The organism is Salinisphaera sp. LB1 (assembly GCF_003177035.1).
Lineage (GTDB): Bacteria > Pseudomonadota > Gammaproteobacteria > Nevskiales > Salinisphaeraceae > Salinisphaera.
In genome coordinates, this window is sequence record NZ_CP029488.1 from 2162184 (window position 1) to 2185488 (window position 23305).

A 23305-nucleotide genomic window follows, 5' to 3' on the forward strand; every position below is an offset into this window, starting at 1 on the left:
TCGGATGGCTCGATCCGAGCTGGCTCGGTTAGCGCGCCACAATTCCCCAGGCGAATGGGTCGGTGTCGTCTATGAGCAGTGTGGCATCGGCCGTTAGGTAGGCCCGACCCTTGATCCATGGTCTGACCCGGTCCGCTTCGCGTTGGTAATAACCTTCGAACTGACTGCCCGTGATACCAGCCTGTATCCAGGGCGTATCGGGGGCGAGCTTGCCGTCGGCGGCCAAGCATGCGAGCTTGGCACTCGTTCCTGTACCGCAGGGCGAGCGGTCGTAGGCCTTGCCCGGACAGAGCACGAAGTTACGACTGTCGGCCTCGTCATCCGCGGCAAAGAGCTCGATGTGGTCGATGAGTGCGCCGTTCTTGCCCGTGATGGACTGCGCATCGAGCGCCTGTCGAATGGCCCAGGTAAAATCCGTGAGCGCATCGACGCGCTCGAAACACAGTTCCTGGCCGTGTTCCTCGACAAGGAAAAACCAGTTTCCGCCCCACGCGATATCGCCACGTAGGCGGCCGTGGCCGGGGACATCGAGCTCGACATCTTGACGATATCGATACGCGGGCACGTTGCGGACGGTAACGGCGCCATCGTCGTGCAATAGGGCTTTTACGGGGCCGACGGGCGTGTCGATCGAATGCATCCCGGGCACGATACGACCCAAATGGTGAAGCGATGCCACCAAACCGATCGTGCCGTGGCCGCACATGCCGAGATAGCCCGTGTTATTGAAAAAGATCACGCCGCACGTGGCGTCGGGCGAAACCGGCTCGCAGTAGAGCGCACCGACGAGAACATCGTGGCCACGTGGTTCGAGTAAGCAGGCTTGGCGCCAAGCGTCGAACTTGGTTCGCAGTTCGTCGACGCGTTCCGCCATCGTGGGGGCGGATAGGGCCGGAAAGCCGTCCATCACCAAGCGGGTTGGTTCTCCGCCGGTGTGGGAGTCAATCACATGTATCTCGTTCATGAACGCTCTCTTGCCCCATGGCAGGTTCGGGCCTTGGTTCGCATGTATATTTTATACAATCTACAAAATATAGTGTCAACGTGATTACGGGTTGCTTCTTTATCCGCTTGGCGGCCCAGACAAAAGGCGAAGATACCCTATTGAATTTCGAGTCCGGCAATCGGCATTTTCGGATCGAGTGGCTCCCCTGGCTTCGCGCTGGTGTGGATCAGGTGCGCGAGTGTTCGCATGCTGGCGACGCGCAGGTCTTGCGCATAAAACAAGACCTCACCCCGTCCTAACTTCTTCTGCCTTCAGGCGCATGGTGGTATCGGTGTCGGCGCGGACGCTGATTGGCCCTTGTGACATCGTTTGCGTCAATCATCCAGCCAGAGCGTACGTACAGGCCAAGGGGAGGCTTGAGCACGGCGCTCTGCCGGATTTTGAGTTTGAAGTACTCAGTATCGAGCAATCCGCGAGCGCGTTTTCGGATCAGGCCGATGGCGACGTGACCGCCCTCCAGACGCGCGGTGGTGATGGGGTGCGCCGCGTAGTTGCAGAGGCCGGTGCGATGCCGCTGCAGCATGGCGACGAAGCGTTTCATGGGCGCCAGGCCCGTGGCGTTGGCCAGTTCGCACCATTGATCCAGGCGTTGGCCCATGACGGTGATGTTCGCTGGCGTGTGCCACAGCTGCCGAATACTGCTGCACTACGTGGAAGCGGTCGAAGACGACGACGACGACGACGGCGGCGTGCGGCAGCGCCTTCTGTACGGCGGCTTCGAACGGTGCCCACATGTCCATGGCGACGGCCTCGATGCCGTGGGCCACGGGCTCATCCAGCGCATCGAAGCACGCCATCAGGCCGGCCTTCGACCGACCTTCGGTGACCCACACCAGACCGCCGGAATCCAGGTCGTAGACGATCGTCAGATAATCGTGGCCCTTGGCGCGGGCGACCTCGTAGACGCCCAGGTGCCGCAGGCTGTCAGCGCGCCCGGATCCAGCGCGGGCAGGTCACGTTGCAACGCCCGCTCATCCATGGCCTTGACCGTGCGCCAGGCCGGTGTAGCGTGCGAGTGCGGCGATGCTCATTGCTGGGCCAGCTGGCTGATGAATCGCGCATAGCGGCGTGTGACGCCATGGCCGGGCTCGACGAATAACAGCCGTTCCATACGGCAATCCGTCGCGCCGATGCGGCCCCAGATCGGCAGATCCTGAACCTCGCGACGCAGCCGTCGGTTGACGGTGCCCCGCGCGCCGCTCCACCGGCACGAATCGGCGATCTCGGTCGCAGTGAAACACCAGCGTGTCACGCGCTTCGTCCCACGCCACTCCCTTGACGCACTGTCTGCGCAGACCAACAAGCCAGCTTGGGATGGTTGTCGCCATCTGCAAACCCTTTCTGTATTTGTGTAGGGCCTTGTATTGAAAAGGATTCGTCGGCGGTGGTCATCCTTTTCTAGCGCATATCAGTGCAGAAGAGCCCGCTAATTTACTTTCAGCTTTGCGCTAGACCAAGCGATGAGTATAGATCGGGTAGGGCTACAGGCGCCCTTGTGTGGTCCGCGCCATGTCAGCGTTTACGTATCAGGAGCGTCTGTGAGGCCACGCCAATTCGGCCGTCTTCGTCATAGAGGTCACTTAACGTGCAACCGTGGCCAAGTGCCGAGATATGCGTACCGCTATCGACGCCGATCCACGCCGTCGCGGGTCGACGCCAGAGGTTGACGGTGAGGTCGGTGCTTGCGAAGGAATAATCCTCGAGAGGGACGGACCAGCTGATACCGTTGCCGAGATCCGCGATGGCCACCGCTTGTGCGGACATCGCGGGCTCATTATCTCCAATCAGCGGATAGCGAAACCGAAACCAGGCCGCTGCCGGCCCTTGGTCCTCAACGCTACCGGCCGCCAGGCGTGATTCCAGCGCACGATAATGAAACGTCTCGGCACCGGGGTCGGTGCCGGGGATGTGTACGTCGTCAGGGGTTGAATCCGCTACCGGCGTGAGCCGCACCGTCGGCGCATCCGCTTGCCAATCGCCTATCGCATCCGACCGGCCGAAAAGAACATGGGCCACGCAAAGCGGCTGCCCGTCATGAATCAGTTCGAGCCGAACACGTTGTGTCGAGCGGCCCCTGTCACGCGCGCACGTAACCGTCAAAGGCTCGATCGGGACTGGCTTGCGGATGTCGAGCGTCAAACGCTGTAGCACAAAGGTGTCATCGTTGACCGCCTCGGTCGCGATCTGTGCGAGCAGCCCGGCCGGGGCCCCGCCATGCTGGGCGTTCGGGTGCCAAGGGCCGCGCGCCAGCCCGGTGGGCTCAATGCGATCCCCGACTCTTCTGAATACGCTTGCTGGATCAGGTTGTGGCATGGGTATCGACAGCGGTTTGAAGTGGTGTTCTCGGCATGGAGCCGGTCGGGCCATCGCCGGGATTTGATGATCGGCCCGTTGCAAGGCTCGGTCTGTGACCGTGAATATCTCGACGCCCGTGTTTCGAGTACAGGTTAGAGCGCGTCGAGCGTCCATTGCAATAAGATTTGAACGATGATTCACTATTTCGGCATGCCATATCGTCGAACGAAAAAGATGGAATCGCGACTCGCTGAGCGCCGTGCGCAGATTCTCGTTGCCGCACGCAGCCTCGTAGCCGAAGCGGGCTACAGGGCTGTCAGTGTGCCTGCGGTCGCGAAACGCGCTGGTGTATCGACCGGCCTGATCTATAACTACTTCGACTCCAAGGCCGTGTTGTTCGATGAAGTCTTCCGCAGCGCGACCGAACAAGAAATCGAAGCCTGCGAAGCCGCGGCCCGCCAACCGGGTAGTGCGCGCGAGCGCATCGGCTATGTTATTGAAACGTTCGCGTATCGCGCGCTGGCTGCACGCCAATTGGCCTGGGCGTTGCTCGCCGAGCCTGTGGAGACCGAAATCGAACAGGACCGCCTGCGCTTTCGGGCGCCATATCGGCGCATCTTTGCGGCCCTCATACGAGAGGGGATCGATAACGGTGAGATCATCGACCAAGACGAGGATGTTGTCGCGGCCGCCATGGTCGGGGGCGTCGTGGAGGCCCTGATCGGGCCGCTGAGTGCGCCACCCGAGGTCGGCGACGCGGATCGGTTGATACACACGATCATCAGCTACTGCACGAACGCGCTCGGTCCGATGCCCGAGCCAAACGCGCGCCAGCATACCCTCGGGATGGGGTCGGATCATGACTGACTTCACACAGGACCCGCCCCGGGTCCGCAACCGGTTCCTATGCGATCCGGCATTGCGCCTTTCGCTTGAACGCCTGCTGGCTACTGAGCACGGCCGCGGGCCGTCAGGCCAGTCGCTCGGGCCCGAAATACCGACGACGAGATTTGACCTCCAAGAGAACGAGCCCCGCAGTCAAATACAATAGAAGCCTTTCTGATCAAGCTTATCCGGCTGCTGTCGGGGGCGCGGCGCTGACCATGATGGCCACGCCACTACCAAGTAAAACCGACACAGGCTTTCGACACGGCGGGAACCCAACGTAGCGCGGTAGCCGACCGCCGAAGGTGCTGGCGTTGCGAGCGCCCGACTCAGCCTTGGCATGCCGGGGCGGCGGTCGAGTTTCGCGTTGTACGCCTAAACACACCGCTAGTGGGCTTGCGTATCGGCGCCGCCAGACTCGAACGTGACAATCGTGCCTTGCGCGGTCGCACACAGCGCGTCCGCCTTGTCTTCAGCGATGACATAGACATCGCAGCGGCAAACCGCTTGTCGCTTCCCGGCGTAGACGACGCTGCCGTACGCAACCAGCCGATCACCGATACCCGGCTTGAGGTAATTGATCTTGTACTCGGAGGTGAGCACGTTAGGGCCGAGCACTGAGCCGCCGACGAAAGTCAGGGCGTTATCGGCAGCATAGCTGAGCACGCCACCATGCACGAATCCGTTCTGCTGAAGCAGAGCGTCTCGAATCGGGATTTCAAGCGTGACGTGGCCGGAATCAAAAGCGATGAGTTCGGCGCCGACGAGTTGACTGAATGCCTGCGCCCTGAGTGCCTTTCGGCCCATTTCGAATTGCTCGTTCACCATCATTTTATTCTTTCCTGGCTAGCGACAAAGTGAAGAATTGAATTCCAGTTCAATGCTGGAATGAAAAATTGAACAGGGATTCATTTCATTGTCAAATCGCACAAATCAGCCGCGCATGAACAGAGGCATGAAGGAGTCGGGTGCCAGGTCAGGTGTCGTGATGTGCGAGTTGTGGAACGCGTGGGGCCAGATCGCGCTCCGCAAGATCAGCAAGATCATCCGATTAACCCCATTGCAAACGGGGATCAAATGGAGTCTCGAGCTACTGTGTCGTGCACGGCACAAGACGCCATACTTATCATGCTATTTGGCTCGAACTCGGACAAAGCCAGACGTACGCGCTCTGAGTCGCGCGCCACGGGATCAGGAGAAAATGGGGCCAGGTTCGTGGGCAGGGGGGAGTTTTGTGCTCGAGCCCGTCAAGGCTTGAGGGGTGTATGCAGGTTTTCAACAATCGCATTGCCGCCATCGACAATGATGGTGGTGCCCGTGATGTAGCTGGCGCTTGCCGACGCGAGAAAGGCGACGGCGGCCGCAACTTCCGCGGGACGGCCTGCGCGTCCGACGGGTGAGCGGTCGCCCGCCAATATTTCTTCCTCTGTGCTGGAAGCGGTTTCAATCCATCCGGGCGCCACGCAATTGGCGGTGACGCCGGATCTGGCGGCCTCGAGCGCAAGGCTTTGGGTCATGCCTGTCATGCCGGCTTTGGCTGCGGCGTAGGGCGCTTCGCCCGCGTTGGCCCCTGTCGTGCCGGTGGTGGAAGAGATGTTGATGATTCGCCCATATCCACGTTTCGTCATCCCGGGCAGAACGTCGCGCGTCATCAGAAAGGCCGTTGTCAGATTCCTGTTGAGAGACAACATCCAGTCGTTGAGCGTTGTGTTGACGATTTCCGAGAAGGGCTCCGGACTTCCCAATTGGGACATCCCGGCATTGTTCACAAGAACGTCAATCCGACCATGCTGGGCCTCGGCTTCGGCGTAGAGTCGATGGACCTCGGCCTCTACCGTGAGGTCAGCCACAAACCCATGCGCCGAGATTCCCGATTGGCGTAGTTCTTCCACGCGGTCGAAAATGCGTTTGCTTGTAGCGCAGATGAGTACGGGCATCCCGGCCTGCCCCAGTTCGCGGGCGATGGCGAAGCCAATGCCGTCGGCACTGCCCGCGCCAGTGATCAGGGCAACCGGTTTGTCGGGAAGGGTCATTGTCGTACCTCGATTTTCAGGGCGTATACCTGGCTTTACACGCCGAGGCTTTGTTCGTCCCGCGGTTTGGCGCCTGCGGTCCCGGTATGGGCGGTGCGGTTTCGGCCTTGTCGCTTGGCAGCGTAGAGCGCGGTGTCGGCTTCGGCTAGCAGCGGGGCGATATCGATCGGAGCATCCGGCGTATCGACGACCGCCACGCCGAGCGAGATCGTGATACGGACGGTGGTGCCGTCGAGATCGAGTGGCCGCCAGGCGATGCGTTCACGGATGTATTCGGCGGTCGCGATGGCGGCGTTCGAGTCGGCGCCGGGCAGCAGGATGGCGAATTCGTCGCCGCCCATGCGGGCCAGCCGGCCGGTGTTGCCCAGGCTCTCGTCCACGATACGCACCAGCGCTTGCAGTAGCAGGTCGCCGCCGTGGTGGCCGAGGCTGTCGTTGATCTCCTTGAAGCGATCGACATCGAACACAATGAGCGCCAGCGGTGCATGCGCGGCTTTCAGCCAGGCGAGAAAGCGGCGTCGATTGCCGGTGCCGGTGAGTGGGTCGGTTTCGGCCATCCGCGTCAGGGAGCGGTTGATGGCGTCTTTTTCCTGATTCGCCTGTTCCAGCCGTGCCTGGCGTGACGCGAGCATCGCGTGCGATTCGAGCTGGTCGCGCAATGCGCGATGGTAACCGCGCCAGACATCCGTACGCAGGCCGAGCCAGAAGGTGATGACGCCGCCGATCAGCGCGACGGCAAGGCCCAGGTTCCAGGCCAGGGCCACGAGCGTGAGCGACGCCGTGGCCACCAGGCGGGCATACAGAATGCCGGGGATCGCGGCATATGGCCCCATGATCGTGCCGAGCACGACCATCACCAGCAGTACGCCGGCGGCCTCGCCGGGCAGATGGGGAAGCAACAACAGGGGGCCGGCGCCCCAGACCAGCCCGTAGACGAAGCTGATTGCCATAAAGCAGAGCGCTTTGCGTTCGGGGGCCTCGTCGAATTGGTCTTTGGCGCGCAGCCGGGCGGCGTAGGCGCGCGGGAGGAAGCCGCCGGCCGCGGTCATTGCCAGCCAGGCGACATGGGCCGGCGTCGGTGTTTTCGTTATGATGAAGGTGCCGATGACCAGCAGGGTGGCGAGGTTGCCCACCAGGCTGCGCATGCGGATGCCGGAACAAAATACCTCCAACAGGCGGGCGCGGATGCGCTCGCTGGCACCGTTCCAGCCGACCAGGTCATCGATCCACTTGGCATTGACTGGATACGGCATGCGTGCCTCCTCACGCAAGACCCGATGCGACACGACACACCGACGCGAACACGCCGATGAATCCCACGAACGCGAACGATATTGCTGCCCGGTATGCCCGTGTTGCAGCCGCGCTAAAGCAGGCCGCGCCGCTTGTGCACAATATCACGAACCTGGTGGTGCAGAACGACGCGGCCGATGCCATCGCCGCCGTTGGCGGGGTGCAGATGACATTGCATGCGCCGGCCGAGGTGGCCGAGATCGCCGCCGTGGCGGACGCGCTGACCGTCAACGTCGGCACGCCGGACCCGGCATGGCTCGAAGCCGCCGATACCGCCGTGCGCACGGTCACGCGGCGCGGCCGGCCGTGGGTGCTCGACCCGGTGGCCGTCGGGCTTTCCGACTACCGGACTGAGGCCATCCACAAGCTGCTGACCCTCGGCCCGACCGTGATCAAGTCCAACGCCAGCGAAACGCTGGCGCTGGCGCGCACCGGTACGAGCGGGCGCGCCGGGGACAGCCGGCATGCCGTGGATGACGCAATCGACGCGGCGCGGCGGATCGCACGGCAGTACGGCTGCGTGGTGGCCGTGACCGGCGAGCGCGATCTGATCACCGACGGCGCCCGGGTCGTTCGTCTGCACAACGGCGATCCCATGATGGGCCGGATGATCGGGTCGGGCTGCATGCTGTCGTCGGTGCTGGCCTGTTTCCTGGCCGTGGCGGATGATCCGTTCGAGGCCGCGCTGGCGGGCCTGGCGCATTTCGCGGTGGCCGGCGAGATGGCGGCCGCCCACGCCGGCGGCCCGGGCACGCTCAAGCCCTTGTTGATCGACGCGCTATACAAGCTGGATGCAGCGGACTTATCGGCGCGGTTGAAGGTGAGCGAGTTGACGCCTTGAGGGGCCTTGGAGGCTATCCCAACAGGCTGTCAATCCCAGTCCGCGGGCTTTCCCATCGGGTTTTGCGGCAGGGTAGGGCCGAAGCGAAAGCGCGTGGGGCGTTCGGCGGGCGGCAGGCGGCTGGCCACGAACGGGCGCAGTCGGTGTTCGAGGTCGGCTTGGTCTTGGTCGTCGACCGGGACAATGAACGCCTTCAGGCGGCCGTTGTCGCCCAGCCGCACCGCTGCCTCGGCCACGCCGTCGCATTCGGTGAGCACGGCGGCGATACGGTCGGGATAGACGTTTACTCCGCCGACCTGCACCGCATGGTCCCGGCGGCCCATGAGCTCGATTTGACGTGCGCCGCTGGGCCGGATTTGGTCGGGCAGACGCGTGGTCCGGCCGGCGCGATCGATGAGCGTCGATGGCGCATGGGGCGCGAGCCGCCAGCGCGGTAGCAGGGTGTATTCGATACCGGGGATCTCGCGCAGGCCGATCGCGCTGGTTTCCGAACTGCCATAGACATCGACCAGGCGCGCCAGCCCGGTGGCGAGCACGGCTTCGCCCAGCGCGTTGGCAAGCGGCCCGCCGGAACTGATCCCGGTGACATGATCGGGCCACTGTTGGCGCAGGCGTGCCAGCGCGGCCCAGTGATCGGGAACGCCCACCACCAGATCGCCCGCTCTCGGCGCCGGCATGCCGGGCACGGTGCCATCGACAACCGGCACATCGAGCACCGCCGGCAGCAGGGCGGTCCACACGAGCCCGTAGAGATGGGTCGCCGGAACCAGCGCGATGACCCGCTGCGTTTCGGCAAACCGGTGGGCGAACTCGTGGGCTTCTTCGAGCAGGTCGGCTGTGGCATGCGAATGGCTCTGCGGCACGCCGGTCGAGCCGGAGGTATGAACCGTCAGCCGTTGGATCCGCTGGGCCGCGATGCGGTCGGCCCATTCGGCCACCGTGGCCGTCGTCTCCGGGGCGAACGCCACATCGTCCAGCGTGAAAACTTCGCTGAGCGCGGCGGCTACGCCCATTCTTTCCAGAGAGTCCAGGGCCAGCGGGGTGGCCGTTTCATGCGGGGCATAGGCGTTGGTCGTGCGCTGGCCGATGTCTTCGCCGCGCAGGCGCTGGAGTTCGCCGGCGATCACGGCGGCGGTGATCCGACGGATGGCTGCCCGTGGCAAGTCGCTCCGGGTCACGCCGGCGCGGGGGCGACACGATTGCGCCCGGCGTTTTTCGCCTCGTACAGACGGCGATCGGCGATTGCGATCAGATCGTCGGTGGAGCCGTCGGTTTCGCGCATTTCCGAGCAGCCCAGACTGGCGGTGACGTTGACCTGGCCACGGGGCACCGCGATCTGGCGTTCGGCGATTTTGCGACGCAGTGTTTCGGCCAGCTCGATTGCTGCACTCAACGGGTATTCGGGCGCCAGCAGGGCGAATTCTTCTCCGCTCAGGCGCGCGAAGACTGCCCTCGCCGGCGTGCAGTCGGCACCGATTTGCGCCACCTGTTTAAGCGCGGTGTCCCCGGCCGGATGGCCGTGCATGTCGTTCAGCGACTTGAAATCGTCCAGGTCGAGGATAATCAGCGATAACGGCCGTCGGCGTGTCAGGCATCGCGTGTGTTCGAGCTTCAACACCTTCTGGAACTGCATCCGGTTGACCGCACCGGTCAGATAATCCCGTGTCAGAAGTTCGATCAGGTCGTTGGTTTTTTTTGCCGGTTCGGGCACGTCCCGCAGCACCATCGAGAAGGTGGGGGCGTCGTCGTCGTCTTGTTCGGCCCGCGCCACCAGCAGGCGCTGGCACCAGTAGCGTTCGCCATTGGCCCGTTTTTCCCACCCTTCGAACAGATGCCAGCCATCGCGACTGGCAAGCGCAAGTTGGTCGGCTATGGAGAACGGAATCTGCGCTTCGTCGTCGGTTTCGGACAGAAACGTATCCACGCATTGGCCGACGACTTGTTCGGCGGCATAGCCAGTCTGCCGGACGAAGGAGGGGTTGGCTGAAAGCACCGTGCCGTCGCCCGCGACCGTCAGCAGCGCATGATCGTTGACCTCGTCGATCAAGGCAGAGAACCAGGTATCGGCCTGACGCATCCGTTGTTCCTGGGTCACCTGTTCGCTGATGTCGCTCAAGGTCGCGATCAACTGGTTCGGCCCGCGCTTGACCAGCGAGCAGGCCAGAACCGTGGGGCGCCCGTCCCGGCTTTTCTGGCCCAGATCCACGACGACCCGGTGTCCGTCGCAGATCGTGCCGTGGGGCTCGGCGAAACCGTCGGCAAAGTTGCGCAGTTCCGGCGCGAATTTTTCCATTGCGGCGAAGAAGTTCTCGACGCCCTGCGCTCCGGCCAGTGGCAGCAGATGCATCATCGCATGCGGATTGATCAACCCGATGTCGCCCCGTTCATCGAGCTCGATCAGCCCGAAGGGGCATGCATACATGAAGCTTAGAAGATCATCTTCATCCGCCATGGCCACCGGCCTCCGATCAGCGCTCGACAAGAATATAGCGTCGCACTACATCGTGGGCCTGCAGCAGTCGCAGTCGCACGCGGGTGGGGCGCATGCGCAGGGTCAGCACGAACGGTACGATCTCGTCGAGGTCGGCCTCGTCCTCGAAACGCTGGGCGACCAGGAAATTGTTCATGCATTGGCCGATGGTGGAAAAAAACGGCACACCCAGCACATGAGCGGGGTCGACACCGGACATGCGAGCCTCGGTGGCATTGTAGACATCGGCGCAGGTATCCGGGCGAAGACCGATCACGCCGAAATCGAGCGTGTCGCGGTCCTCCGGCGCCATGTTTTCGAGATCGATCAGCCGGACGGTTTCGAATGTCGGCTTGGTGTCGCGCATGTACGCGCCTCCATGAAATCAGAATGCGGGAACCACGAGTTTAAGGAACGCCGGGTTCGTGGCTCGTCAGATCCCGCTGCACGATGCCGAGTCGTTGGCGGGCCAGCCACAGTCACAGTCCCGCGTTTAATGAATCAAAAACGTCGGACGACGATATGGGATAACCCGATAGCGCACAACTATTAATTATCTGCGAAAACGCGGTGTTCGACGTACCGGGCCGGATGTACGGGGTCAGGTGGCGGGGCGCGCTGTCGAGGTTCGGCCAACTGCTCGGGAGGGTCTGGCCCGTTGGGCCTATGTCAGCCGGCGGCGCACTTAAAAAAACGACGGATGCGGCTGCGGATGGCATCGGTCGGGGGCCTGAAGCCGGGCCGCTCCGTGCCCCGGGTGCCCTGTGGCGGCCATTCACCGTGCCTGGCCCGGCACGCACAATCGCTGGAAATCCGTGACGTGAACTGACATCACAGGACACGGACAGGGCTCGAATCAGCGGCCTGGCCGTCATGCGCGGTCATGACGATGCGCTGCCGCCGGACGATTGCCAGGGGCTGATGATCGGTACGGCCTGCGCACTCCGCCCCAATAGCGGGAGGCCATACATCGCTTCCAGTGTACGCAGCATGCTGTAGTGGTTGACCGGACGCTTGACTTGTCCCTTGCGCACATGCGCGCCGGCGATGATCACCGGAATATGGTTGTGATGAAGATAGTTGTCCTCGTCCCAAGTCACGATCAGCAGGCTGTTGTGATGCCGTGCCCACTGGACGTAGCCGCCCAGATGCCGCTTCAGCCAGCGGTCGCCCTGGGCGATGCTGGCGCTGTGCATGTCGTGGTCGAGGTCGGGGATGACGAACGACACCGTGGGCAGCTTGTTGAAGTCAGACGGAAAATCCCGAAACGGGCGGTTCTGGGCGGCGTGTACGTTAACTCCCTGCCAGTTGACGGCCGGGTTGTGTTTGCGTGCATAAAGCCCGTGGCGGCAGCCGGTGTACCCCGTCTTCGGCATGGACTGGGCATAGGTGGCGAAGCTCAACCCGGCATCACGCAGTGTGGTGGCCAGGTTGCGGCTGGTGAACCGGTGCGGACAGCTATCCAGCAGCACGTCCTGGGTGGTGCCAGAGAACAGTGCGAGGTAATTGGGCTCGCTCGGATGGGTGACGCCGTAGGCATGGGTGAGCGTGGCGCCGGAGGCGGCAAGCCGATTCAGAAACGGCGCCTGGGGATTGCCCAGAATCTGGGAATAGGCCTTGTTTTCTTCGATGACGATTACGACATGAGCCGGTCGCGGCAGTGTCCCCTGCGGCAGTCGCGTATGCGCCTGCGAGCTGCCGAACGCCGGCGGCACCCGGCTGGCGAACATGCAACCCGCCAGGCTGACGGTCAGCGCGGTTATCAGCGCGAGCCGGCGCAGGCGGTGACCGAGGGGCTGCTGTGGTTTCATGCCGGCCCCGCGTTGCCGCCGCGGCGGCGTATTGAATCGAGTCGATACACGTGCATTGATCGCCCTCGTTTGGTCATGGCGCGAGATGAACCGGCATCGCGCCACATCAGTTGAAACGGTAATCGAACCAGACGGCGCCGAAGTTGTTGTGGGCATCGCTGGCCGGCGGCAGGTTGTCCGTATCCACTGTATTGGTCGTCATCCACATGTCGAAATGCACGCCCCAGCGCGGGCGCACATAGTTGACGCCCGCGATCAACTGGGCCACGAACGGCCTCATGTGCAGCGTGTTCCGTTGGGTCCAGGGATTGTCGTTGCGAATGAGATTGCCCTGGCGTTCCATCGAACGTCCCACGCCGGTACCGCGCACGGCGACGGTGGCATAAAAATAGCCGCGATCCGTCGGTGTCTGGGTGGCATCGTAGTTGACACCGCGCCCGAGCGGGTCGGGCAGGGTGGCGAAACCGGGCGGCAATTGCCCGATGCGGGCGATCAGCCCGGTCTGGCCGTAGGTGAAATAATTGCCGAGCGCGGCATCCAGGCTCGATGCGATATCGAAATGCGGCGCACGCCAGATCTTGTGCTGGAACGTGTAGTACAGATTGATCACCGGCTCGTTGTCGAGCTGGTTGTTCCAGCCATGCGGCGGCGTGCTCATGATGCTGTGGATGGCGGTTTGCACCTGCTTGCCCCCAGCCAATGGCCCGACCAGCCCGAGCATCAGCTCCGCCCCGTACAGATTGCGATCGTTGAATGCGATGAAGGTGTTGCCCCAGCCGAGCAGGCCCATGTACGGGAAGTCGTTGGTGATCAGCCGGTGCGTGCCGAGATGGGTAGGGGTGTCCTGGACCTGCCCGAGCGTCCAGCTCTCGCGATAGCCCAGCTGCGGGCCTGTCGGCAGCACCCATCGCGCCAGCGACTTGCCAAAGGCCGGGGTGCCATGGGTCTGGCTCAGCCGGCTCGCGATGGCCGAATGCATGCTCACGCCGCCGCCGCCCGTGTACTGATTATCGGAAAGAAATAGTTTGTCGTCCTGGAAAGAGAAGGTCCAGGTGACCGGGCCGTGCGGGCGTTGGGCCAATGCCAGCGGGCTCAGGCCGAGAAGCGGTGGCAGCCCGAACAACAGCCAGCGCAGCGTGCGGCGCATGCGACGGTGCGCACTGGCAACAGACCGCTGCCAGCGTGGTCTTGACGCGTTGCAACATGCTCTGCTGCTCATAGGTGTATTCTACACACGAATCTCGACGCGCTGCCATAGCGTGCCCGGCTCCGGACTCGAAAACGCGCTCTGCCCGGGCCCGCGGGCGCGGCCGGCATCGATCGCAGCGGCCGGGCTCTTGCGACCGGCCGCTGCGGCGCCGCGACCGGCCATCGCGATGAAGAGGTCGGCCACGATGCAGCGCGCACCGGCAGGCAGTGTCCGTGACGCCGGTGTCCGGCCACGTCGGTTCAGGTCGTGGATTTGTAACGATTATTCCGGCCGGGCGAGGCGCGGTGATGGGCCGTATCCGGGAATACGGCGAATGCCCGCAACGCCGCAGGGCGCGGGACGGGTGTTGGCTGCGGCGACAGCCTGGCCGCAAAACGTTATCGTTGGCCTGATGATGGTGCATCAACTGAAGGCATTGGCCAGCGAGACGAGGCTGCAGATCATGGCCTGGCTCCGGGCGCCGGAAGCGCATTTCCCGGCTCAGGCTCATGGCGACCCGGTCGGCATTGGCGTCTGCGTCAGCCATATTCAGCAAAAGGCAGGGCTGTCGCCCTCCACGGCCTCGACCCATCTGGCGATTCTGCAGCGTGCTGAACTCGTGTGCGCCACGCGTATCGGCAAATGGACTTATTACCGCCGGAATGAGGCCGCGATCACAACGCTGCTGGACGACATGACCCGCGTCGTCTGATATCTTTGCGCTCCAATATTTCGTTAATTCGCGAAATAACGAATCGAAAAGGAGTCGGATATGTCGAATCAAGCGATTGTCGTCGGTGCGGGCAGTGGTTACGACCGGGTGCGTCGTGAGCAGCGCGATGCGCCGGACCCGGGGCCCGGTGAGATCACCGTTCGGCTGAAGGCGAACTCACTGAATTTCCATGACTATGCCGTGGTGACTGGTCTGTGGGGCGGCGTGCCGGAAGACCGGATTCCCATGGCCGATGGCGCCGGCGACGTGGAAGCCGTTGGGGCCGGCGTGACCGAGTTCGCCGTGGGCGACTCTGTGGTCAGCACTTTTTTCCCGACGTGGCTGGATGGCGAGGCCGAGGTCGAAGGCTTCGATCAGGTGCCCGGAGACGGTATCGACGGTTACGCCCGCGAGCGCGTGACCCGGTCGGCCAACGCATTCACGCATGCCCCGGCCAACTACACGGCAGCCGAAGCCTCGACCTTGACCACGGCCGGCCTGACCGCCTGGCGGGCGTTGATGGAAGACGGGGCGCTGCAGCCGGGCGAGACCGTACTCATCCAGGGTACCGGCGGGGTTTCGATCTTTGCGCTCCAGTTCGCGAAGCGCTGCGGCGCCACCGTGATCGCGACCTCTTCGCGCAACGACAAGCTGGAACGTCTGCGGGACCTGGGCGCCGATCATCTGATCAATTACAAGGAAGACAGTAACTGGGGCCAGACCGCACGCGCGCTCAGCGGCGGCCGCGGGGTCGATCATGTGATCGAAGTCGGCGGGCCGGATACGCTGGAGCAATCGATGAACGCCGTTCGCGTCGGCGGCCATATTGCCGTCATCGGCGTGCTAACCGGCGTGACCGGCGAAGTCTCGCTCATGCCGATGCTGGCCAAGCAGATCCGTCTTCAGGGCGTGCTGGTCGGCAACCGGCGTCAACAGCAGGACATGGTCCGGGCGATCGAGGCCAACGATATTCATCCGGTCATCGACCAGCGGTTCCCGCTGAATGAACTGGCGGATGCGTTCCGCTATCAGGAAACCAACCAGCACATTGGCAAGATCTGCCTCGACATCTGAATGTGTCGCCTCGGGCGGCTTCGAGGCGTTGGCGCGGATGTGAAGGGTTCGGCCGGGCGACAGGCAGAGTCCAGCGGCTTGCTGGCGGCCTGCCCGGTCGCCGTGCAGCCGTCGGTGCGGGCTGGCCATGGATTGCTGCGCGGGTCGGTTCGAATGGATCCGGGAATCCTCGTTATGCATAGTTGCATTCGGCACATGATTCAGGGGCGGTCATGGCCCTGCCATTACGGCGTGTCCGGCGTCCCGGGGCAAAAAAGTCGCCGATCAGCGCAACGGCTCGCGGCTGCGGTCTTGCATGAACCACAAGGCGCCGGCCGATACCAGCGCGGCAAGGGCCAGATACGCCCCGGGCGCGGCGTCGAAACCGGTGAACGAAATCAGCCAGGTGGCGATCATGGGGGCTGTGCCGCCAGCCACGCCGAGGCCCAGATTATAGGCCAGCGAATAGCCGGTGAGACGGTCCCGTACCGGGAACAGTTCTACCAGCATGGCCGGTGCCGAGCCGAGCGGTATGGCGATGAGCAGTGCCAGCAGAAACTGGCAGATGATGAGATTGACCCAGCCGCCCGCGGCGAACCCAACCAGGACCCCACCCGCGGCGGCCATGGCCAGAAAGGCGAGGATTAGCAGCGAGCGACGGCGAATCACATGGTCGGATAGCCAGCCGCACAGCGGGATGATCGGCATGGCCAGCGCAATGCCGATCGAGTTGATGGTCAGCGCGGTGCCGTCGCTCACCGAGCCGATCTCGCTGGCGAACGTGGGCAGATAGACCAGCGGAATATAGAAGGCGACCCCGTAGCCCGACGCGAAGATGATGGCCAGGATTGTCTCGCGCCGGTTCTGGGTGAGGGCCTCGTGCAGCGGGGAATCGTCGGCATGCTGTTTTTCATGATGCGCCATGTGCGGCGTACCGCCGAGCTTGCGCACATACAGATACGCCGCGCCGCCGAACACGCCGCCGAGCAGGAACGGTATGCGCCAGCCCCAGGCATGCAGCAGATCCGACGGCAAAAGGGTGCTGACTCCGGCGGCCAGCCCGGAGCCGACCAACGTCCCCACGAGACTGCCGAAGTTGGCCCAGCTCCCGGACAGGCCGCGCTTATGCAACGGTGATGTCTCCACCATATAGGTCACCGATCCGCTGAACTCGCCACCCACGGATAACCCCTGGAGCAGACGGACCGCGATCAGCAGTACTGCCGCCCAGAATCCAATCTGATGGGTCGTGGGCAACGCTCCCAGCAGAAAAGTGGCGAGCCCCATGGTGATGATCGAGAGCCGCAACACCTTGGCGCGGCCGTAGCGGTCGCCAATATAGCCGAACACCACGCCGCCGAGTGGGCGCATGAAAAAACCGACGGCGAACACGCCGAAGGTGGCGATGAGCGAGCCCAGGTGGCTGTCGGACGGAAAGAACAGCCCCGAGAGCACGGGCGCGAAAAAACCATAGAGCGCGAAGTCGTACCACTCCATGATGTTGCCGATCGTGCCGCCGATGATGGTTTTCGGCGTATGGCGGTGGCCGAAATAGGGTCGGGAGTACGATTTACCGCGTTCGACCGGTGCTGGGCCGGTGGGCGTTGACGCAGTGCTCTCGGCGTAATTGGGTTCCATGACGCGCCAACAGTCCTCGCGATCATCGGTGACTGGCCCGGTCGGTGCCTAGCGTGTGACCGTGCCGCTGGCCCCGGGCAAGTCGTGGCAACTCCGCAGATAGCATAAGCGTGGGGCCCGCCTTGTCTTTTGATATGGATCAAACGGGCCGTTTCGGCGCAGGCTTGTGCCTGCAGTCGGGCGAGACCGTACTCGTCCAGGAGGGCCCCGGCGGGGTCTTCGTCTTTGCGCTTCAGTTCGCCAAGCGCTGCGGCGCGACCGTGATCGCCGCCTCCTCGCGCAACGACAAGCTGGAGCGCCTGCGGGATCGGCGCCGATCATCTGATCGATTACGGGGAAAATGGCAACTGGGGCCAGAACCACACGCGCGCTCAGCGGCGGCCCCGATATCGACAGCCCCGCCGTGAGGCGGGGCCGGTGGTGGTCGGGTCTGCGCCCGCGGCGCTCGTCAGGCGGTGACCGCGAGCGCCTGCGCCAGATCGGCGATCAGATCGTCGATGTGTTCGATGCCGACGGACAGCCGCACCATGTCGGGGGTGACGCCCGCGCTTTCCAGTTCGGCTTCGTTGAGCTGGCTGTGGGTGGTGGCCGCGGGCATGGCCGCACAGCTCTTGGCATCGCCGATATTCACCAGCCGGATGAATAACTCGAGCGCGTTGTAGAACCGTACGCCGGCATCCAGCCCGCCCTCGATACCGAAGGAGAGAATGCCCGAGGCCCGGCCGTTCATGTAGCGCTGCGCGAGGGGGTAGTCGCGGTGGCCGGGCAGGCCGGCGTAGTTGACCCAGGTGATGCGGTCGTGGGCTGCGAGGTATTCGGCAATGCGCTGGGTGTTCTCGCAGACCCGTTCCATGCGCAGGGCGAGCGTTTCGAGCCCCTGCAGGAACATCCAGGCGTTGAACGGGCTCATCGCGCCGCCCATGTTGCGCAGCGGCACCACCCGCGCGCGGGTGATGAACGCGGCCTCGCCGGCATCCCTGGCGTAGTTGATGCCATGATAGGACGGGTCCGGCGTGGTGAGCAGCGGGAAACGCTCGGCGTGTTCCAGCCAGGGGAAGCGTCCGGAGTCGACGATGAGCCCGCCGATGGTGGTGCCGTGGCCGCCGATGTACTTGGTGGCCGAATGCACGACGATATCCGCGCCGTGTTCGATGGGGCGCAGCAGCGTGGGCGAGGGGACCGTGTTGTCGACGATCAGCGGCACGCCGTGGGCGTGGGCGATTTCGGCCAGGCGAGCGACATCGGCGATGTTGCCGGAGGGGTTGCCGATCGACTCGCAGTAGATGGCCTTGGTGCGGTCGTCGATGAGCGCGGCCATGGCGTCGAGATCGTCCTTGTCGGCGAAGCGCACGCTCATGCCCTGGCGCGGCAGCGTGTGCGCGAACAGATTGTAGGTGCCGCCGTAGAGTTCGCTGATCGAGACGATGTTGTCGCCGGCTTCGGCAATGGTCTGGATCGCCGCCGTGATCGCGGCCATTCCGGAGGCCATGGCCAGCGCGCCGACACCGCCTTCCAGGGCGGCGATGCGCTGCTCGAGCACGCCGCAGGTCGGGTTCATGATGCGGCTGTAGATGTTGCCGGGCACTTTCAGATCGAACAGATCGGCGGCGTGCTGGGCATCGTCGAACGCATAGGATGTGGTCTGATGCAGCGGCACGGCCACGGCATGCTGTTCGTCCGGCGTGTAGCCGCCGTGCAGGGCGATGGTTTCGGGTTTCATGCGAAGGCTCCCTCGGTTTCGTGAATCGCGGCGCCCGGCGTTGTCGCTTGTGCTATAAGCCGGTGGCCGAGGGCTTCGAGTTTAGGCCAGCGACACGCGTTGCGGATATGACCAATTGAAACGAAAACTATCTCGTCCTTGACGCGCGAGCCGGCCGGGCGATCGGCTCAGCTCGCCCGGGCTCGATGGGTGTCGCCATCGATGGGTGTCCAGCCGTCGGCTCGATAGCGCTGCACGGCTTCGCTGCCCGGGCCGATTTGATAGACGAACAGCCACTCGTGGTGGACCAGCTGTCGAATGCTTTCGTGTTTGGCGATGATGTCGGCAATGGCGTCGGCGGATGCCTGGATGAACACGCTGAGCCGCAGCGGCTCGTGCACCCAACGCGTTCCGTCCCACAGCGACTGCAGCGACAGGCCGATACGCAGGTCGCCCCCGTTGCCTTCGAATAAACCGATGTGACCGCCGGCGACATTGTGCAGCGCCTTGTTGCCGCTGCCGTAAACGCGGTTGTCCACGGTTGAGGCGTAGTACTGGAAATTGATCCAGTGCGCGACGATCATCGGCGCGGTCATGATCGACTCGAGAATCTCGTGGTTCGCGTCCTGCGCGGCGTCGTATTCGTGCAAAAAGGCGCGACCGGCGAGATTCAGCCCCCGCGTGCGCTGGCGCGGCGCCACGATCAGGCTGGCGTTGCGGGCCAGCCCCCATTCCGGGCGGACCTGCGACCAATCATGGGCGCGCTGGCCCAGACGCTCGCGCTGGGCGCCCGGGGCCGATGGGCCGGACTCCAGCCAGGGCGCCCGCTCGGCGTTTGCGCGAGTGCGGGCGTCGTCCAGCCAGGTCCGCAGCCGAGCTACGTGGTCGGCCTGCTCCCGGCTCAGGTCCTCAAGATCGAACAGGGTGACCTCATCGGTGGTCGTGTTGTGCAGTGCGGCGACGAAGCGTGTCGCGGCCGGCACGTCGATGCCGTGATCGCGCAGGCCCCGCCGTACGTCCGGCTCGTTCAGGAGTCCGGCGACGACGCGTGCGTTGATCTCGCCCGAATGACCGCCGCACGCCCCGCAGTCGAGGGCGGATTGCTGTGGATTGTTGCGGGTCTGGCTGGCGTGCCCGACCAGCATCACGATCGGGGCGAAGCCTTGCGTCAACGACATGCCGCGCAGAATCCCGGCGGCCAGCTCGATTTTACGGGCGACGGACAAGGCGTTGCCGTGGTCGGTCAGCCGGGGCTTGAGCGGGGCCGCGCCCGCGGCCTGCGCCGCGTCTGCTGCATGTCCGGGCGACTTGTGCAAAAGCCCGTCCTTGAGCAATTTCAAAGCGTAGAGCAGCCCGGTGGACTCGACATACGAAAACGTCGACGTGCTGCCCCAGCGAAAGCGACGGCTGGTCTCGCTGGCGCGCAGCCGCGTGCTCGCGTCTGCGTCGCGCCGGCAGGTGTCGTCGTGGCCGTTCCGGCTTTCCAGCGTCACCGTCAGGCTGGGGGCGAGCAGCCCGGGGAGTTGCGCTTGCGATACGGCCGATCCGGGGGGCTGGTAGGCGATCGGGAGGCCGAAAAAACCGGCAAAGCCGAGCGTGTCGACCTCGGGGCTGACGGCTTCCAGTGCGCGGCGAAAGACTTCCGATCGCACATCGATACAAAACGCGGCCTGCACCACCGGTGTTGACGGTACTGAGGTCGGGGTGGGCCCGCCGGTCAGGTCGCCGATCAGCGGCCTTTGATAACCCAGTTCGAGGGCACGGAGCCAGATCCAGTCGAGTTGCTGGTCGCTGATGTGTTCGGCTTCGATCCGTTCCGCCTGGGTCAGCGCCTGCCGCCAGGCGCCGCGCGCGGCGTCGTCGGCGACCCATTGATACAGCACCCAGTCCCAGGCCAGGCGCATCGCGAGCAGATCCCGCAGTGTCGTGTCTTCGCGCCCGGCCAGGTTGGCCTGCCAGCACAGATAGGCACACCAGGACGCCCAGCCGTTCACGCTCAGCAGCAGTGCGTGCAGATAAGTTTCGGCGTGATCGAGCGGGACCGACATGGCGGTGAGCGCGGCATGGATCAGGGCGTCCGGGCTGTCCGGCAGGTCTTTAAAGCGTTTTTGAAGACCGGGCTCGCCCATCAGAATCGCCATGCCGCGGTCGTGCATGACGTTGTGATGCCAGGCGGCATAGAGCCCGCCGGTTGGCCTACCCGGCCAGTCGCCCTGACCGCGATCGAATGCCGACGCGCACAATTGACTGATCTGGTGCACGATCTCTTCGTTCCAGGCGGTGCGGTGGGCGAGATCACGGGTCTGGTCCAGTTGATCGGCCACCAGCGCGATGCGGGCGGTACAGGTGGGCTGCTCGAGATGAGCGACCAGCGTTTCCGCCGTGAGCGCCGAATCGGCTTCGCGACAAGCGGCTTCCAAATCGGCACGAGCGATGCGGCCGCTCATCCATTGATCGCGTAAGTAGGCCCGCCCCGGCAGAGCCCGGGCACCACCGCGTGCCGCGACCTGGGCCGCGGCCTGCTGGATCGGCAGCCCGCGCAATCCCCACCAGGGGTTGACGGCGACCGACTGATCGAGCGGCCAGGTCGGGGCGATCCGGGCGCAGGCACCGGCGATGGCCTCGTCGACGACCTCGGCTGAAGGCGCGGTCGATAGGTGGCGCGTTGCGGTGGGCTCCGGGGTTGAAACGTTACTCATGCGCCGTGCTCCGAGTCGGGGATGGGGGCGTCGTGGCAAGCGGTGCGCGCGCGGGAAGCCGCGGCGGCCAGATCACGAGCGTCAGCCGTGTGAATAATTGATCCAGATAGAAACCGCCGTATACATGGGGCTGCAGCCAGGCAAGGCGGCGCGCGCCGCCGGCTGTGGTCAGCATCGCGCGCAGGATGAACAGCGCGCCGAACGCCAGGGTGATGCCGACTTCGCTGGCCATCGAAGGCGCCGTGGTCGTCGGCGGCGCCCAGAATGTGGACAAGAAAGACCACAGCAGATACAGACCGGTCACGGCCAGCGCACCGGCGCCCGTGCGCCAGGCCATTTCGCGCGAGTTGGCGCCTTCGCCGATCAACGAGGCAATCGCCAGCACGAGCACCGCGAAAACGGCCGGATGGCCGCGCCCGAGGCTCGGGATCGCAAACAGTCCGAAGATCACGCCCCCCGCAATGCCGGCGATGAAAAGCCAGCGGGCGCCAGATGGTTTGGCGCTGGCCGGCGTGCACGAGCGGCGGGTCGATGTCGCCACCATCTCGCCGGCCGTGAGAAAGCAATGCGCCTTGTAGAACGAATGCGCCAGCAGATGCAGCATGGCCAGGTTATACAGCCCGAGCCCGCACTCCATGAGCATGAAACCCATCTGGGCGCAGGTGGACCAGGCCAGCATGACCTTGACGCTCACACGGGTCGTCATGATCAGGGCGGTGACCACGGCGGTGGTGGTGCCTGCGATCACCAGCAACGCCTGGGCCAGGCCCGCATGTGCCATCAGCGGCGCGAGACGGATCATCAGAAATCCGCCCATGTTGACGATGCCGGCATGCAACAGCGCCGATACAGGCGTGGGCGCCTCCATCACCTGAATCAACCAGCCGTGAAAGGGCAGCTGGGCGCACTTGAGGATCGCCGCACAGGCGATCAGGGCGGTGGCGAGGGTCAATGTCGGTGTAAAAGCGGTCGGCTCGACCCGGGCGAACACCCGGTCCATCTGGAAGCTGCCGTAGTGCATGCCCACCAGAATCAGCCCCACAAGAATGAACGCATCCGCGACCCGGCTGATGAGAAACTTCTTGTGGGCGGCCAGCAGCGCCTGGGGGCGCTGATGGTAATAGATCAGAAGCTGATGCAGGCAAAGACTGGTGGCGACCCAGGCCACGCCGAGCAGGAGCAACTGATTGGCCACCACCAGGGTCGAGATGCTCGCCAGCGTGGCGCAGAACCAGCGCCGGTAAACATGCTGTTCCGGATCGTCCGCGTTGGGGTCGCCAGCCAGATATTGGCGGGAGAAGGTGAGAATGACCAGGCCGATGAAGCTGATCAGCGCCAGCATGGCCAGCGTGACCGGGTCGACGCGCACGCTCGGCGCGAAGCTTGTGGGGTGCGGCCAGGGCAGGCGTGCGCTCAACGTCGGCGACTTTGCCGTGACGAGGTATAGCAATGCGAGCGCGATGGTGAAACCGATCGCGCAGCGCGCATAGACCAGCGTGGCCGGCCAGCGGGCGAAAACCGGGCCGCGCCGGTCTCCCGATGCAATGGCGGCCCAGAGATAGGTCACGGGCACGCTGAGGGCGAAAAGAGCAGTCGCGGTGGTGTCGATGGCGTACATATCGGCAGGTCCGGTCGGGAACCCGGCTAGGTTAGAGCGGCTCTACGTTCAATAAAAATACTT

General features: G+C 64.1%; 21 protein-coding genes and 2 pseudogenes. 5 read left to right on the plus strand and 18 right to left on the minus strand.

What is annotated here, in order from left to right; all coding sequences use genetic code 11:
- Positions 1–28 precede the first annotated feature (28 nt).
- From SALB1_RS09740 to SALB1_RS09765, 5 genes and pseudogenes are all read right to left on the minus strand, one after another.
- On the minus strand, positions 29–964 hold the full coding sequence (locus tag SALB1_RS09740; protein WP_109993690.1) for a 4-hydroxyproline epimerase: 936 nt from the start codon (positions 962–964) through the stop codon (positions 29–31).
- 277 nt (positions 965–1241) lie between these two features.
- Positions 1242–1604 carry a transposase gene (locus SALB1_RS09750; RefSeq protein WP_109993692.1) on the minus strand — a complete coding sequence of 121 codons (363 nt, stop codon included), beginning with the start codon at positions 1602–1604 and terminating at the stop codon, positions 1242–1244.
- Positions 1605–1680: 76 nt separating this feature from the next.
- Positions 1681–1926 (minus strand): annotated as a pseudogene (locus SALB1_RS19895) (transposase); the annotation flags it as partial.
- Between the two features lie 107 nt (positions 1927–2033).
- Positions 2034–2258 carry a hypothetical protein gene (locus SALB1_RS09760; protein ID WP_109993693.1) on the minus strand — a complete coding sequence of 75 codons (225 nt, stop codon included), beginning with the start codon at positions 2256–2258 and terminating at the stop codon, positions 2034–2036.
- A gap of 260 nt (positions 2259–2518) precedes the next feature.
- Positions 2519–3403: a thioesterase family protein gene (locus SALB1_RS09765; RefSeq protein WP_179950654.1), complete on the minus strand. Its 885-nt coding sequence runs from the start codon at positions 3401–3403 to the stop codon at positions 2519–2521.
- A 108-nt stretch (positions 3404–3511) separates the two neighbouring features.
- Between SALB1_RS09765 and SALB1_RS09770 the strand changes: the two genes are divergently transcribed.
- Positions 3512–4168 (plus strand): TetR/AcrR family transcriptional regulator, encoded by a 657-nt coding sequence (locus SALB1_RS09770; protein WP_109995367.1) that lies wholly within the window; start codon positions 3512–3514, stop codon positions 4166–4168.
- Positions 4169–4573: 405 nt separating this feature from the next.
- Here the strand turns inward: SALB1_RS09770 and SALB1_RS09775 are convergent, their stop codons facing one another.
- The 3 genes from SALB1_RS09775 to SALB1_RS09785 all read right to left on the minus strand — a co-directional run bounded on the left by SALB1_RS09775 (position 4574) and on the right by SALB1_RS09785 (position 7472).
- Positions 4574–5014, minus strand: coding sequence for a PaaI family thioesterase (locus SALB1_RS09775; RefSeq protein ID WP_255414371.1), 441 nt, complete (start codon positions 5012–5014; stop codon positions 4574–4576).
- Between the two features lie 419 nt (positions 5015–5433).
- Positions 5434–6219 (minus strand): SDR family NAD(P)-dependent oxidoreductase, encoded by a 786-nt coding sequence (locus SALB1_RS09780; protein WP_109993696.1) that lies wholly within the window; start codon positions 6217–6219, stop codon positions 5434–5436.
- A gap of 35 nt (positions 6220–6254) precedes the next feature.
- Complete coding sequence (locus SALB1_RS09785) at positions 6255–7472, minus strand: GGDEF domain-containing protein (RefSeq protein WP_109993697.1); 1218 nt, start codon at positions 7470–7472, stop codon at positions 6255–6257.
- A gap of 56 nt (positions 7473–7528) precedes the next feature.
- Between SALB1_RS09785 and thiM the strand changes: the two genes are divergently transcribed.
- Entirely contained in the window at positions 7529–8353 is an 825-nt protein-coding gene (thiM, locus tag SALB1_RS09790; RefSeq protein ID WP_109993698.1) for a hydroxyethylthiazole kinase, read from the plus strand.
- A gap of 29 nt (positions 8354–8382) precedes the next feature.
- Here the strand turns inward: thiM and SALB1_RS19705 are convergent, their stop codons facing one another.
- The 6 genes from SALB1_RS19705 to SALB1_RS19040 form a co-directional block, all read right to left on the minus strand.
- Positions 8383–9531 (minus strand): AMP-binding protein, encoded by a 1149-nt coding sequence (locus SALB1_RS19705; RefSeq protein WP_109993699.1) that lies wholly within the window; start codon positions 9529–9531, stop codon positions 8383–8385.
- Positions 9528–10805 (minus strand): sensor domain-containing diguanylate cyclase, encoded by a 1278-nt coding sequence (locus SALB1_RS09800; RefSeq protein WP_109993700.1) that lies wholly within the window; start codon positions 10803–10805, stop codon positions 9528–9530. Before SALB1_RS09800 ends, SALB1_RS19705 begins: the two co-directional genes overlap by 4 nt.
- A gap of 16 nt (positions 10806–10821) precedes the next feature.
- Positions 10822–11190: a phosphonate transporter gene (locus SALB1_RS09805; protein WP_179950655.1), complete on the minus strand. Its 369-nt coding sequence runs from the start codon at positions 11188–11190 to the stop codon at positions 10822–10824.
- Positions 11191–11704: 514 nt separating this feature from the next.
- Positions 11705–12634, minus strand: a complete 930-nt coding sequence (locus tag SALB1_RS09810; protein ID WP_199678756.1) for an alkaline phosphatase family protein — start codon at positions 12632–12634, stop codon at positions 11705–11707.
- A 106-nt stretch (positions 12635–12740) separates the two neighbouring features.
- Positions 12741–13781, minus strand: a complete 1041-nt coding sequence (locus SALB1_RS09815) for a lipid A deacylase LpxR family protein (protein WP_158590701.1) — start codon at positions 13779–13781, stop codon at positions 12741–12743.
- Between the two features lie 81 nt (positions 13782–13862).
- A complete protein-coding gene (locus SALB1_RS19040; RefSeq protein ID WP_158590702.1) occupies positions 13863–14027 on the minus strand; it encodes a hypothetical protein in 165 nt (54 codons plus the stop codon).
- A 208-nt stretch (positions 14028–14235) separates the two neighbouring features.
- Between SALB1_RS19040 and SALB1_RS09820 the strand changes: the two genes are divergently transcribed.
- Both SALB1_RS09820 and SALB1_RS09825 read left to right on the plus strand, forming a co-directional pair.
- Positions 14236–14535, plus strand: a complete 300-nt coding sequence (locus SALB1_RS09820; RefSeq protein WP_109993702.1) for an ArsR family transcriptional regulator — start codon at positions 14236–14238, stop codon at positions 14533–14535.
- A gap of 60 nt (positions 14536–14595) precedes the next feature.
- A complete protein-coding gene (locus SALB1_RS09825; RefSeq protein ID WP_109993703.1) occupies positions 14596–15609 on the plus strand; it encodes an NAD(P)-dependent alcohol dehydrogenase in 1014 nt (337 codons plus the stop codon).
- Positions 15610–15873: 264 nt separating this feature from the next.
- Here SALB1_RS09825 and SALB1_RS09830 read toward each other — a convergent pair whose 3' ends face one another.
- Entirely contained in the window at positions 15874–17226 is a 1353-nt protein-coding gene (locus SALB1_RS09830; RefSeq protein WP_109993704.1) for an MFS transporter, read from the minus strand.
- Positions 17227–17396: 170 nt separating this feature from the next.
- Between SALB1_RS09830 and SALB1_RS19900 the strand changes: the two are divergent.
- Positions 17397–17620, plus strand: a pseudogene (locus SALB1_RS19900) (zinc-binding dehydrogenase); the annotation flags it as partial.
- Between the two features lie 54 nt (positions 17621–17674).
- Here the strand turns inward: SALB1_RS19900 and SALB1_RS09840 are convergent.
- The 3 genes from SALB1_RS09840 to SALB1_RS09850 form a co-directional block, all read right to left on the minus strand.
- Positions 17675–18946 (minus strand): O-acetylhomoserine aminocarboxypropyltransferase/cysteine synthase family protein, encoded by a 1272-nt coding sequence (locus SALB1_RS09840; RefSeq protein WP_109993705.1) that lies wholly within the window; start codon positions 18944–18946, stop codon positions 17675–17677.
- A 167-nt stretch (positions 18947–19113) separates the two neighbouring features.
- Positions 19114–21624 carry a YbcC family protein gene (locus SALB1_RS09845; protein ID WP_109993706.1) on the minus strand — a complete coding sequence of 837 codons (2511 nt, stop codon included), beginning with the start codon at positions 21622–21624 and terminating at the stop codon, positions 19114–19116.
- The gene (locus SALB1_RS09850) at positions 21617–23242 is read right to left on the minus strand and encodes an NADH-quinone oxidoreductase subunit L (RefSeq protein ID WP_109993707.1); all 1626 of its coding nucleotides are present in this window, start codon (positions 23240–23242) and stop codon (positions 21617–21619) included. Before SALB1_RS09850 ends, SALB1_RS09845 begins: the two co-directional genes overlap by 8 nt.
- Between the last annotated feature and the right edge of the window lie 63 nt (positions 23243–23305).

Excerpts from the sequence above, each read along its gene's own strand:
- SALB1_RS09820 (WP_109993702.1), top strand. The coding sequence starts at position 14,236 with ATGATGGTGCATCAACTGAAGGCATTGGCCAGCGAGACGAGGCTGCAG.
- SALB1_RS09825 (WP_109993703.1), top strand. The coding sequence starts at position 14,596 with ATGTCGAATCAAGCGATTGTCGTCGGTGCGGGCAGTGGTTACGACCGG.
- SALB1_RS09780 (WP_109993696.1), bottom strand. The coding sequence starts at position 6,219 with ATGACCCTTCCCGACAAACCGGTTGCCCTGATCACTGGCGCGGGCAGT.
- SALB1_RS09785 (WP_109993697.1), bottom strand. The coding sequence starts at position 7,472 with ATGCCGTATCCAGTCAATGCCAAGTGGATCGATGACCTGGTCGGCTGG.
- thiM (WP_109993698.1), top strand. The coding sequence starts at position 7,529 with ATGAATCCCACGAACGCGAACGATATTGCTGCCCGGTATGCCCGTGTT.
- SALB1_RS09740 (WP_109993690.1), bottom strand. The coding sequence starts at position 964 with ATGAACGAGATACATGTGATTGACTCCCACACCGGCGGAGAACCAACC.
- SALB1_RS09775 (WP_255414371.1), bottom strand. The coding sequence starts at position 5,014 with ATGGTGAACGAGCAATTCGAAATGGGCCGAAAGGCACTCAGGGCGCAG.
- SALB1_RS09850 (WP_109993707.1), bottom strand. The coding sequence starts at position 23,242 with ATGTACGCCATCGACACCACCGCGACTGCTCTTTTCGCCCTCAGCGTG.
- SALB1_RS09815 (WP_158590701.1), bottom strand. The coding sequence starts at position 13,781 with ATGCGCCGCACGCTGCGCTGGCTGTTGTTCGGGCTGCCACCGCTTCTC.
- SALB1_RS09800 (WP_109993700.1), bottom strand. The coding sequence starts at position 10,805 with ATGGCGGATGAAGATGATCTTCTAAGCTTCATGTATGCATGCCCCTTC.
- SALB1_RS09770 (WP_109995367.1), top strand. The coding sequence starts at position 3,512 with ATGCCATATCGTCGAACGAAAAAGATGGAATCGCGACTCGCTGAGCGC.
- SALB1_RS09810 (WP_199678756.1), bottom strand. The coding sequence starts at position 12,634 with ATGAAACCACAGCAGCCCCTCGGTCACCGCCTGCGCCGGCTCGCGCTG.
- SALB1_RS09805 (WP_179950655.1), bottom strand. The coding sequence starts at position 11,190 with ATGCGCGACACCAAGCCGACATTCGAAACCGTCCGGCTGATCGATCTC.
- SALB1_RS09840 (WP_109993705.1), bottom strand. The coding sequence starts at position 18,946 with ATGAAACCCGAAACCATCGCCCTGCACGGCGGCTACACGCCGGACGAA.
- SALB1_RS09750 (WP_109993692.1), bottom strand. The coding sequence starts at position 1,604 with ATGGGCCAACGCCTGGATCAATGGTGCGAACTGGCCAACGCCACGGGC.
- SALB1_RS09845 (WP_109993706.1), bottom strand. The coding sequence starts at position 21,624 with ATGAGTAACGTTTCAACCCCGGAGCCCACCGCAACGCGCCACCTATCG.
- SALB1_RS09830 (WP_109993704.1), bottom strand. The coding sequence starts at position 17,226 with ATGGAACCCAATTACGCCGAGAGCACTGCGTCAACGCCCACCGGCCCA.